Here is an 11,765-nt window from a genome sequence, read left to right on the forward strand (position 1 = left end):
GGGGGGGGGGGGGGGGGGGGGGGGGGGGGGGTGGGCGCGCCGCGCCCCCCCCCGCGGGGGGGGGGGCGCCCCCCCCCCCCCCCCCCCCCCCCCCCCGGCCAAGCGCGGCTTTTGACGTTCACGGTCAACCAGCCGCCACGAGGGGCTGCGCCGTTCGCGGGAAACCTCAGTCGTCCGCGGAAACCGTCCGTCCCGACGCCCACGCCCGCAATGCCTCCACCTGCTCGGCCATCAGCACCGACAGCGGCCGCGTGGCGCGGATCTCGTTCATCATCAGCTCGGTGTCCAGCGGCCGGCCTTCGGCGTGCGCTGCATACAGCCCGGCCACGATCGCCTGCTCGATCTCCGCGCCGGAGAAACCATTGGCCGCGGCCGCCAGCGCCGGCAGCGCGAAGTCGTCGCCATTGAGCTGGCGCCGGCCCAGGTGCAGCCGCAGCAGTTCCACGCGCACGTCAGGCGAAGGCAGGTCAACGAAGAAGATCTCGTCGAAGCGGCCCTTGCGCAGCAGCTCGGCCGGCAGCTCGTGCACCTGGTTGGCGGTGGCGACGATGAACACCGGCGCCTTGCGCTCGGCCATCCAGGTCAGCAGGTAGCCGAGTACACGGCGTGATACGCCACCGTCCTCGCCACCACTGGCCAGGCCCTTCTCGATCTCGTCCATCCACAGCACGCAGGGTGCCAGCTGCTCGGCCGAGGCCAGTGCCTGGCGCAGGTTGGCCTCGGTCTCGCCGTGGTACTTGTTGTACAGCGCGCCCACGTCCAGGCGCAGCAGCGGTACACCGAAGCCGGCGGCGGTGGCCTTGGCCAGCATCGACTTGCCGCAGCCCTGCACGCCCAGCAGCAACATGCCGCGCGGCGGGTCCAGCCCGGCCGGCGCCGAGCCGGCGATGAAGGCCACGCGCCGCTGGCTGATCCAGCGCTTGAGCCGGTTGGCGCCGGCCACATCGCCGAAGCGCGCGCTGTCATGCTCGAAGAACAGGTGGCCGCTGCGGTTGAGCAGCTCGAACTTCAGCCGTGCCAGCTGCGGCAGGTCGTCGTCGCGCAGCGCGCCATCGGCGTAGATCAGCTGGCGCGCGATGCGCCGGGCATCGACCAGGCTCAGGCCCTGCAGGTTCTTCAGGATCTTCTTCACCGCCTCGCTGTCGACTTCGACCCGGCGGCCGCCGTGCTCGCGCGCATAGGCGTCGGCCTCTTCGCGCAGCATCTTCAACAGGGCGTTGGCATCAGGCAGGCGCGGGTTGAAGCGCACCGCCAACGCTTCCAGCTCGGCCGGCAGCTCCACCTTGGCACCGATCAGCACCAGCACATGCGGCTCGCTGTGGCGGCGCTGGATCAGGTCGCGCAGGGCGCGCTGATGGCTGGCATAGCCCAGGTACGGGTGGAAATCGAGCAGCAGGTAGACCCCGCGCTGGTCGGCCTGGCGGATCATCTGCAGGGCCGCGCTGGCATCGGGTGGCCCGACCGGCGGGTCTTCACTGTCCAGGTCGATGCGGCGCAGGCCCTCGGTGATCGACCAGCGGTGCAGCGCCCGCCATACGTGCATCAGCGTCTGCCGGAACAGCTCGACGATGCGACCCTCGTCCTGGGTCTCGATCACGATCAGTGGGGTATTGGCGCGGATCAACGCGCTCAGGTCCTGCAGTTCGCTCATGCCGGTTCGATCCTTCGGGAGCGCCACGATAGCAAAGGCGATGGCCGCTGGTTCAGCACGACGCTACCTCCCGTCACCATCGCCGGTGTACGCTCGGGGAACGTACCCGGAAGCGAGGCTGGCATGAAGACGATCCTGGTGGCCGGTTCCAAGGGCGGGGTGGGCAAGACCACCGTCGCCACCCACCTGGCCGCGTACGCGGCATTGCAGGGCAAGGCCACGGTGATTGCCGATGCCGACCCGCAGGGCTCCAGCACCCGCTGGGCACAACGCCGTGCCGGGCTGGAAAGTGCGGTGCTGCCGATCGACGTATATCGGAAGAAGCAGTGGGCGCAGAAGCTGCCCGACGGTACCGACACCGTCATCATCGATGCGCCGGCCGGCGCCCTGGCCGACGATATTCCCCATTTCCTCGACGCTGCCGACGCGGTGGTGGTGCCGGTGCTGCCCTCGGCGCTGGATATCGAAGCCATCGTCGGTTTCCTCAACAGCCTGGCCCAGAACCCGCGCGTGCACAGCCGCAAGCTGCCAGTGGGTCTGGTGCTCAACCGTACCAAGCCCTGGACCCAGACCTCGCAGCAGGCGCTGCAGATGCTGGGTGAATGGCCGTACCCGGTGGTCGCGCAGCTGCGCGACAGCCAGAGCTATGTGGTCATGACCGGCCTTGGCCGCAGCCTGTTCGACTACCGCTCGGCCCAGGTGCGCGAGCACCAGGCCGATTGGGAGCCGCTGCTGTCCTGGCTGAAGCTTTGATGCCTGCATCACCCTTCCTGCTGCATCCTCTTCTTCATGGAAACCCGCGATGCGTGAATTGATCCTGCTGCGCCATGCCCATGCCGAGCCGGCGACCCCCGGCCAGGCCGACCTCGACCGGCCGTTGTCGCCGGTGGGGCTGGCCGAAGCCGAAGCCGCCGGCAAGTGGCTGAAGGAGAACAACCTGCTGCCGGACTGCGTACTGTGCTCGCCGGCGCGACGTACCCGTGAGACCCTGGAAGCGGTGATGACGGCCATCGGCTATGTCGAGAAGCGCCTGGAAGACCGGATCTACGAAGCCACCCCGGGCACCCTGGCGGCGCTGGTGGACGAGCGTCGCGACCTGGACCGGGTGCTGATCGTGGGCCACAACCCGGGCCTGGAGCAGCTGGTGGCCCTGATGACCGACGGCACCAGCAGCGACTACCGCGGCATGCCGCCGGCCGGCATTGCCGTGCTCGGCTTCCCGCGCGAGGCTTCGATCGAGCCGGGCGTGGCCAGCCTGAACGCGTTCTGGTGGCCGTGATCCAATGAGCCTGGCGCGGCGCAGCCGCTTTCTGCTGCCCGTGCTGCTGGCTTCCGGCGCGGCCTGGCCTGCCGCGCCTCCTCCGCCAACGCCAACGCCCCTGCCGCCGGTGGTCGCCGAAGCGCATCGGGTCCTGCGCCTGGACACCCAACGCTCGCAGATCGGTTTCGAGGTGCGCACCCGCTTCGGCCAGCGCATCGAAGGTGTGTTCCCGCACTTCGAGGGCCGCATCGAGATCCTCTCCGATGGCCGCCACCAGGTGCACCTCAAGATGTTCACGCGCTCGGTCGAGATCCCCGGCAAGGCGCGCTATACCGGCTGGATGCGCGGCGAGGAATTCTTCGACGCGGGCCGCCACCCGGTGGTCGAGTTCGACTCGCTGCCGTACTGGCCGGAGACCGTGGAAGAGGGGGGTGACATCAACGGCCGGCTGACCCTGCGCGGGGTCAGCCATCCCGAGAAGCTGAGGGTGGAGAAGGCGGAGTGCGCCCGACCCGGCTATGATTGCGACGTCGTCAGCCGCGGTACCGTGCAGCGAGGCCGGTATGGAATGGACAGCTGGCAGCTTGCCTTGAGTGATCGTGTGACCTTCGTATTGCGAGCGCGCCTGAGCGAGGCGCCGAAACCGTGAACCTCCTGCTGCGTGTACTGGCGCTGGCAACCGTGTTGCTGGGCAGCGGTTGTGCATCGCTGTCCAATACCGAGCGCGACCGCGCCGAAGCGATCGCCGTGCAGGCGCGCTCGACCCAGGTCGACTGCCAGCGCGCCGACCGCTGCGCACAGGACTCGCCGCTGCGGGCGCTGGCCGGCCGGGCATTCACCGAATCCACCCCGGAGCAGCCGCGCCACTACGCCACCCTGCTGGACGAGGGAGAAGGCGCCCTGGTGGCGCGGCTGAACCTGTTGCGCAGCGCCACCCGCAGCATCGACCTGCAGACCTACATCTTCGACAAGGACGACAGCGCCCGGCTGGTCATCGACGAACTGCTGGCTGCATCGCGGCGCGGGGTGAAGGTGCGGGTGCTGATCGACCAGCTCTCGGCGATCTCCGACCTGCAGATCCTCGGCGCGCTGTCCGGCGCCCACCAGAACTTCCAGCTGCGCGTCTACAACCCGACGTTCGGCAAGGCCCGGCTGAATTACTTCGACTATGCCGGCAGCGTGCTGTGCTGCTTCCGGAGCTTCAACCAGCGCATGCACAACAAGCTGCTGGTGATCGACGACGCAATCGGCGTGGTCGGAGGCCGCAACTACCAGGACGACTACTACGACTGGGACCGCGAGTACAACTTCCGCGACCGCGACGTGCTGATTGCCGGCCCCGAGGCGCGTGCGATGGCGGCCAACTTCGATGCCTTCTGGCGTGCCCAGCGCAGCGTGCCGGCCGAGCGCCTGAATGATGTCGGCCGCACCCTGCTGCGCGAGGGCGTGCCGGCGCTGCCCCCCGCCACGTTCCGCCGCCCGGAACGGGTGCAGCGGGTCAGTGCCGAAGCCAATGACATGGACTTCGTCACCCGTTCCTTCGTGGATACCGCGCTGCCGGTGGCCTCGGTGCGCTATGTCGCCGACCTGCCGCGCAAGCACCGGCGCGAGAAGGCCGATGCCCCGCTGGCTGGCCAGCACGTGACCGAGCCCCAGCTGGATGCGCTCATTGCCGGTGCGCAGAAGGAAGTGATCCTGCAGACGCCGTACCTGGTGCTGTCCAAGCCCGCGCAGAAGCTGTTCCGCGAGCTGCGCAAGCGCCCGCAGCCACCGCGCGTGGTGGTGTCGAGCAACAGCCTGGCGGCCACCGACAATCCCATCGTGTATGCGCTGTCGTACAAGTACAAGCGGCGCAACATGCGCGAACTGGGCTTCAACATCTTCGAATACAAGCCGTTCCCGCTGGATGCGCCGGTTGATTACCGCAACCTGCTGCCCGACCCGATCGCCGCCCCCGGGGCAGACGACGACGGCGGCCGCAACCCGCTGATCGGCGGCAGCGCCGCCGGCAGCAATGCCGGGGGGGGCAGCGAGGGGGACCGGGCAACAACGCGCAGGCAGGCAGTGGTGAATCATCCGCGTACCGGCAGTGCCTACCAGAACGCGCGCGAACGCCGCCGCGCGGCCGGCAGCGAGGTGGAAACGCGCCTGCTGCGCACCGAAACGCGGCCCTCGTTCCTGGGCAGCAAGGCGGTCAACAAGCCATTGCCGGTCACCCGCAAGGGCGCGCGCATGGGCCTGCACGCCAAGTCGCTGGTGGTCGACCGCCGCATCGGCGTGGTCGGCACCCACAACTTCGATCCGCGCAGCGAGAACTACAACACCGAAGGCGCGGTGATCATCGATGATCCGGTGTTTGCCGAGCAGCTGGCCGAGAGCATCCTGCGCGATACCCATCCGCAGAACTCCTGGACGGTGGCGCCGCGGGCCAAGCCGCCGGTGCTGTCGGGGCTGAACTACAGCGTCGGCAAAGCCTCCGAAGCGCTGCCGATCCTCGACTTCTGGCCATGGCGCTATGCCACCGACTACGAGTTCAAGCCCGGCCCGGACTGCCCGCAGCCGCTGCCACGGCAGGACCCGGAGTTCCATCGCTGCTACGTTGCCGTCGGCGACTTCCCCGAAGTCAACGTCGGCCCGAAGTGGCTGCTGGTGCGCATGCTGACCGCATTCGGTGCCGGCCTCGTTCCCATTCTCTGAAGGTGACCGCATGACCCAGGTGTTCCGCGAAGCCGTTTCCCTCGAGCAGCTCAATGCGCTCAGCCGCAACACGGCGATCGAATCCCTGGGCATCGTCTTCAGCGCAGCGGGCGAAGACTGGCTGCAGGCCACCATGCCGGTGGACCAGCGCACCCGCCAGCCCTACGGCATCCTGCACGGCGGGGCCTCGGTGGTGCTGGCCGAGACGCTGGGCAGCAGCGCCGGCAACCTGTGCGTGGATACCGCAAAGCAGGTCTGCGTGGGCCTGGAGATCAATGCCAACCACGTGCGGGCGGTGCGCTCGGGGATTGTCACCGGCACCGCCCGCGCACTGCATGTGGGCCGCAGCACCCAGCTGTGGGAGGTCCGCATCGAGGACGAGCAGGGTCGCCTGGTATGCATTTCGCGGCTGACCCTGGCGGTGGTGGCGGCCGGCCACGGTTGAGCCCCCGGTCGGGCGTGTTGACGACGGCAGAACCCAGCGTTCCCCACCGATTGCCCCGGTCAATGGCGGTTATGGCCTAAATCGGCTGGCAGCTGCTGCGACGCTCCGGTATCGTGCGCGGATGACTTCCCCCACTCCGGCCCCCCGTGGCGGCGTGGCGCGTGTGTGCCGTTACCTGTACCGCGTACCGCTGCTGTTGGTCCACATCACCGTGTTCCTGCCGCTGATCCTGATCGGCATGCTTCCGCCGTGGGGCGAGCTGCGCGTGGGCGAGGATACCCTCGGGGCGAAGGTGGTGAACTGGTGGCAGGGGGGCCTGATGTGGATCTTCGGCTTCCGCCTGGTGCAGATGGGCGCGCCGCTGCCCGGTGCCGTGCTGTTCGTGGCCAACCATGTCAGCTGGGTGGACATCTGCATCCTGCACAGCCAGCGCATGATGGGCTTCGTCGCCAAGCGCGAAATCGCCAGCTGGCCCCTGGTCGGCTGGCTCGCTGCGCGCGGGCAGACCATCTTCCACCAGCGTGGCAACACCGAGTCGCTGGGCGGGGTGATGCAGGTGATGGCCGATCGCCTGCGTGGCGGCAAGGCAGTGGGCGTGTTCCCGGAAGGGCGCACCCGCGGTGGCCACGAAGTGGGGCCGTTCCATGCCCGCATCTTCCAGGCCGCGGTTGAAACCGGCGTTCCGGTGCAGCCGGTGGCGCTGGTCTATGGGCTCAAGGGTGACGCACAGACCATCGTGGCATTCGGCCCCGGCGAGAGCTTCTTCGCCAATTTCCTGCGCCTGCTCGGTGAGCCGGCGCGGCGTGCGGAAGTGCACTTCCTGGCACCGATCGGTGCACAGGACCTGGAAGGCCGTCGGCGCATCGCGGAGACCTCGCGCGCGCGCATCGTGGCGGCCATGAGCACCGGTTGAGGGCACGGTGGCCCTGGTTCCGCCACCTGTCCTGGACGCCGGTACGCCGACGTTGCATGCGGCTGACTACCAGCCGCCGCGCTGGCTGCGCAACCCGCACCTGCAGTCGATGCTCAGCTCCAGCCGCATGCGCCTGCAGCGCGGCCTGCTGCTGCTGGCGGCCACCGGCGCGGTCAGCGAAGAGCTGATCCTCGACGGCGGCGATGGCGTGCGCCTGCAGGGCTGGCACAGCCATGTCGAAGGCCGCGAACCCAAGGGCATGGCCCTGCTGCTGCATGGCTGGGAGGGCAGTGCCGAATCCAGCTACATGCGCATGGCGGCCGCGCGCATGATCGAACAGGGTTTCGATGTCGTGCGCCTGAACTTCCGCGACCACGGCAACACCCATCACCTGAACCCCGGCATCTTCCACTCCAACCTGATCGATGAAGTGGTGCATGCCGCAGGAGACATCGCCCAGCGCTGGCCGCAGCTGCCGCTGGTGGCGGCCGGCTACTCACTGGGCGGCAATTTCGTGCTGCGCCTGGCCCTGCGCGCGCCGGCCGCCGGCGTGCCGCTGCTGCGCGTGGCCTCGGTGTGCCCGGTGCTGGACCCGGGGCTGACCATGGAGAGCATCGAGAATGGTCCGGCAATGTACGATTGGTACTTCCGACGCAAATGGGCCGGCTCGCTGCGCCGCAAGCGCGATCTGTTCCCCGAGCTGAGCGACTGCGACGACCGCGTGTTGAAGCTGGATATCCGTGCGCTGACCGCCTGGTTGGTTGAACGGCATACCAGCTTTGGCTCGCTGCAGGCCTATTTCGATGGCTACTCGATTGCCGGTGACCGCCTGTCGGCCCTGCAGGTGCCGGCCGACATCCTGATGGCGCAGGACGACCCGGTGATTCCCTATGCGACCTTCAGCGACTGGCAGCTGCCGCGCCACGCGCGCCTGGAGACCGCCTGCTGGGGAGGCCACTGCGGTTTCCTGGAAAACTGGCGGGGCGACGGCTTCTCCGAACGGTGGGTGGCGCAGCGCCTGCAGCGGGTGCTGGCGGGCTGAACCGGCACCGGCGCGTGGACCGCTACAATGCGGGTTTGCACTCGAACCGGACCGCCATGCAAGACCAGATCATCCAAGCGTTGCGCCAGAACCAGGCCGACCAGGCCGTGCAGCTGGCCCAGGCGTGGACCCGTGACGAACCCGGCCAGGCCGGGGCCCACCGCTGGCTGGCGCTTGCGCTGCAGCAGCAGGGCAAGGCCGAAGATGCCATGGAAGCCCTGCAGCAGGCGTTGCAGCTGGCACCGGACGACGCCCAGCTGCACCTGCAGCATGCTGGCCTGCTGCTGGCCCTGCGCCAGTACGAAGGCGCCGACGAAGCGCTGGCGCGCACCACCGGGCTCGACCCGAACTCCTTCTCCGCCTACCTGATGCAGGCGCACCTGGCGGTTGGCCGCAATGACTTCGACGAGGCACAACGCCTGTCCACCCTGGCCTCGCGCGTGGAGCCGGACCACCCCGAGCTGCTGACCATCGACGGCATGATCGCGCTGCGCCGCGATGACCCGGACCGTGCGCTGGTGCTGCTGTCGGCAGCCAACAAGGCCCAGCCGAATGACACCCGCGTGCTCTATGCGCTGGGCTTTGCCTACCTTGGCAAGGACATGCTGGCATTCGCCGAGCAGGCGTTCCGCCGCGTGCTGGAACTGAACCCGGCCATCAGCTCGCTGCATGGCCTGGTGGTGCAGCTGGCGCTGCGCCAGGGCAACGTGCCGGCGGCGGCCGAAGCCATGGAGGTGGCCCTGCGGCAGCCGGAGCTGGACGTGCCGGCGATGCGGCGCCTGGCCGGTGAGCTGGCGTTGCGCAACGGCCAGCCGCTGCAGGCGCTGGACCATCTGCTGCCCTTGCTGGAAGCGATCCCCGATGACCGCCAGCTGCTGCAGCTGCTGCTGATGTCCTGGCAGCGCCTTGGCCGCGAAGACGAGGCGCGTGCACGCCTCGACGCTGCCCTGGAGCAGCACCCGCAGCTGCATGATCTGTGGCTGGCGCGCCTGGCCGTGGAAGAAGTTGGCAGCCCCGCTGCCGCGGCGACCGTTGAACGCTGGATGGACGCCATGCCGGGCCACCTGCCGGCGCTGGAAGCACGCCTGCGCCTGCACGACATGGTGGGCGAGCACGAGCAGGCCGAAGCCATTGCCGAGCGTATCGTCAGCATTGAACCGGGGCGTGTCAGTGGCGAAACCCGCCTGGTTGAAGGGTTGCTGCAGCGTGATCCGCCTGCTGCGGTGGCCCGCGTGCAGGCGCTGGTCGAGCAGGCGCCGGAAGCGCATCGCGCCGATCTGCGCACCTGGATGGGCGAGATCCAGGACCGTGCCGGCCAGCCGCAGGAGGCCCTGCGTACCTGGCTGTCGCTGCAGGCCGACCAGGCCCCGCAACGCCTGCCGCTGCCACCGCAGGCCAAGTCTCCGCCAAGCTGGCCGGAGAAGGGTGAGATTGACGGCAACACCAGTTCCGCGCCGATCTTCCTCTGGGGCGCGCCGGGCTCGGGCGTGGAGCGCGTGGCGACCGGCCTGGCGGCCGCCAGCCCGGTGCTGCGCAGCGACCGCTACACCAGCAACCCGCCCGACGATGCGTTCCAGAACTACAACACGCTGCAGGATCTCGCTTCGGGCGTACTGACGCCGGAGCGGCTGGTGCAGCGTTGGCGCGAACAGCTGCCGGCGCGTGGCCTGCAGAGCGATACCGTCATCGACTGGCTGCTGTGGTGGGACAACGCCCTGCTGTGGGCGTTGCGCCCGCAGCTGCCGCAGGGGCGACTGGTGCTGGTGCTGCGTGATCCGCGCGACATGCTGCTGGACTGGGTGGCCTACGGTGCCGCCGCGCCGCTGGCGATGACCTCGCTGGCCGAAGCCAGTGAATGGCTGACCCGCGCGCTGAACCAGATTGCCACGCTGCATGAGGACGACCTGTACCCCCACGTGCTGCTGCGCATCGACCAGGTCGGCAACGATCCGCAGGCGATGGCCGAACTGCTGGGCCGCCTGTTCGAGCGGCCGATGCCGCCGGCGGCGCAGTTGGGCGCGCCGCGCTTCCCGCCCGGCCACTGGCGCAACTACCGCGACGTGATGAGCGCCGCCTTCGCCCAGCTCACCCCGGTTGCGGTGCGCCTGGGTTACCCGGAAGAGTGAGGAGATCCTGATGCAGCTGACCAGTAACAGCCTGACCAATGGCGCACCGATTGATCGTGAGTTCGCCGCCGGCGATGCCAATGGTTTTGCGCCCGACCGCAACCCGCACCTTGCCTGGAACGGGGCGCCGGCCGGCACCCGCTCGTTCCTGCTGGTGTGCGTGGACCCGGACGTGCCGACCGTGCCGGAGACGGTTGGCCGCAGCGACATGAGTGTGCCGCGTGACCAGCCACGTTGCGATTTCGTGCACTGGGTGATGGCCGATATTCCGGCCTCGGTGCAGGAGATCGCCGCTGGCAGCTGCAGCGACGGCTTCGTGGTGAAGGGAAAGCCCGCACCCGCCGGTCCGGCCGGCAGCCGCCAGGGCCTGAACGACTTCACCGGCTGGTTCGCGGGCAACCCGGACATGGCCGGTGATTACCTGGGCTATGACGGCCCGTATCCGCCGTTCAACGACGAGCGCATGCACCGCTATTTCTTCCGGGTATTCGCGCTGGACGTGGCGTCGCTGGACCTGCCGCAGCGCTTCACCGCCGCCGACGCGTACCGCGCCATGCACGGCCACGTGCTGGCCGAAGCCGCACTGCACGGCACCTACACGTTGAACCCGGCGCTGTAACCGCAACCCCGGTAGCGCCGGCCGCTGGCCGGCGTTGCTTTCGGTAGCGTCGAGCCATGCTCGGCTGCTTTTCCCGATAGACAGCAGCCGAGCATGGGCTCGGCTCTACAACGCACAACGAAGAAGGGCGGCCTCTCGGCCGCCCTTCCATCGTTTTATTTCTTCTCGATGGCCGACTCGACCACCATGTCCAGCACGTACGCCTGCGACGGCGCATCGGCCGGCGGGTTCTTCACCTCGTAGCGCTTCACGCGCACCACGTTGCGCACGCCGTCTTCGTGGGTGTAGCCCTCGATGGTGCCGTAGAAGTTCTCGAACTTGCCCGGCTCGCCCTGCTTCAGGCCCTTGTCGTCGAACTTCACTTCACGCACCTGCAGGCACTGGTAGTCCGGGATCAGCGGGTGCGAGCACTTCTCGGTCTTCGCGGCCACTTCCAGGAACACGGTTTCGCCGGCGCCGCCGTAACGGGTTTCAGCGGTCGGTTCCGGGTTGAAGACCAGCGTGTCGCCCTTGGCGGTGGTCAGGGTCAGCCTGCCATCAGCGTCCTGCTCGGCCTTCAGTTCGCCCTGCAGCCGGCTCGACACGGCCTCGTCCAGCGCCATCAGCGCCTTGTCGGTGCAGGCCATCATGGTCGAGGCCATCGCGCTGACGGCCAGCTTGCCAGCGTCGAAGGTATAACCACCGCCCATGCGGTTGCAGGTGTTGCTGACCGACAGGCGGCCGTCAGCGAAGTCGAGGGTGACCGGCTTGTCCTGGCGGGCGAACAGCGCGTCGATGCGCTTGCCGTCGGCGCCGGTGGCCTGCTGCAGCAGCCAGTGCTGGCTCTGCAGGCGCTGCGCGTCCAGATGCGCCAGCGTCTGCTGGTCCGCTGCCTTGGCCGCGGCCGGGGCCACGTCATCGCCGCCGGTGCCGGCCGGGGCCGGGGTCTGGCTGCACGCGGCCATCAGGGCCAGCGGGAGGAGCAGGGTGAGCTTGCGGTTCATGGTGATTCTCCTTGGGGAACCGTGGGGG

At 68.8% G+C, this 11,765-nt stretch carries 11 protein-coding genes; 9 read left to right on the plus strand and 2 right to left on the minus strand.

The genetic code is table 11. From position 1 onward, the window contains the following. Window positions 1-166: 166 nt before the first annotated feature. Window positions 167-1,651 carry an AAA family ATPase gene (locus O0J15_RS15455; protein WP_134735567.1) on the minus strand — a complete coding sequence of 495 codons (1,485 nt, stop codon included), beginning with the start codon at window positions 1,649-1,651 and terminating at the stop codon, window positions 167-169. 123 nt (window positions 1,652-1,774) lie between these two features. On the opposite strand from O0J15_RS15455, the gene O0J15_RS15460 reads away from it, so the two are divergent. From O0J15_RS15460 to O0J15_RS15500, 9 genes are all read left to right on the plus strand, one after another. After that, window positions 1,775-2,404, plus strand: a complete 630-nt coding sequence (locus tag O0J15_RS15460) for a ParA family protein (RefSeq protein ID WP_010487235.1) — start codon at window positions 1,775-1,777, stop codon at window positions 2,402-2,404. 49 nt (window positions 2,405-2,453) lie between these two features. Beyond that, window positions 2,454-2,930 (plus strand): histidine phosphatase family protein, encoded by a 477-nt coding sequence (locus O0J15_RS15465; protein WP_019661948.1) that lies wholly within the window; start codon window positions 2,454-2,456, stop codon window positions 2,928-2,930. 4 nt (window positions 2,931-2,934) lie between these two features. Continuing rightward, window positions 2,935-3,561 (plus strand): YceI family protein, encoded by a 627-nt coding sequence (locus tag O0J15_RS15470; RefSeq protein ID WP_019661947.1) that lies wholly within the window; start codon window positions 2,935-2,937, stop codon window positions 3,559-3,561. Further along, window positions 3,558-5,609 (plus strand): phospholipase D family protein, encoded by a 2,052-nt coding sequence (locus O0J15_RS15475; RefSeq protein WP_308305902.1) that lies wholly within the window; start codon window positions 3,558-3,560, stop codon window positions 5,607-5,609. The genes O0J15_RS15470 and O0J15_RS15475 overlap by 4 nt, the downstream gene beginning before the upstream one ends. A gap of 10 nt (window positions 5,610-5,619) precedes the next feature. Then, window positions 5,620-6,054 (plus strand): hotdog fold thioesterase, encoded by a 435-nt coding sequence (locus tag O0J15_RS15480; RefSeq protein WP_308305903.1) that lies wholly within the window; start codon window positions 5,620-5,622, stop codon window positions 6,052-6,054. 121 nt (window positions 6,055-6,175) lie between these two features. Beyond that, entirely contained in the window at window positions 6,176-6,967 is a 792-nt protein-coding gene (locus O0J15_RS15485; RefSeq protein WP_019661944.1) for a 1-acyl-sn-glycerol-3-phosphate acyltransferase, read from the plus strand. Window positions 6,968-7,019: 52 nt separating this feature from the next. Then, window positions 7,020-8,009, plus strand: coding sequence for a YheT family hydrolase (locus O0J15_RS15490; RefSeq protein WP_026347255.1), 990 nt, complete (start codon window positions 7,020-7,022; stop codon window positions 8,007-8,009). 56 nt (window positions 8,010-8,065) lie between these two features. After that, the gene (locus O0J15_RS15495; protein WP_111102907.1) at window positions 8,066-10,135 is read left to right on the plus strand and encodes a tetratricopeptide repeat protein; all 2,070 of its coding nucleotides are present in this window, start codon (window positions 8,066-8,068) and stop codon (window positions 10,133-10,135) included. A gap of 10 nt (window positions 10,136-10,145) precedes the next feature. After that, window positions 10,146-10,754, plus strand: coding sequence for a YbhB/YbcL family Raf kinase inhibitor-like protein (locus O0J15_RS15500; RefSeq protein WP_058980253.1), 609 nt, complete (start codon window positions 10,146-10,148; stop codon window positions 10,752-10,754). A 155-nt stretch (window positions 10,755-10,909) separates the two neighbouring features. Here O0J15_RS15500 and O0J15_RS15505 read toward each other — a convergent pair whose 3' ends face one another. Continuing rightward, window positions 10,910-11,737 (minus strand): META and DUF4377 domain-containing protein, encoded by an 828-nt coding sequence (locus tag O0J15_RS15505; RefSeq protein ID WP_155028770.1) that lies wholly within the window; start codon window positions 11,735-11,737, stop codon window positions 10,910-10,912. Between the last annotated feature and the right edge of the window lie 28 nt (window positions 11,738-11,765).

Source organism: Stenotrophomonas sp. Sm10 (genome assembly GCF_030985515.1).
Lineage (GTDB): Bacteria > Pseudomonadota > Gammaproteobacteria > Xanthomonadales > Xanthomonadaceae > Stenotrophomonas > Stenotrophomonas hibiscicola.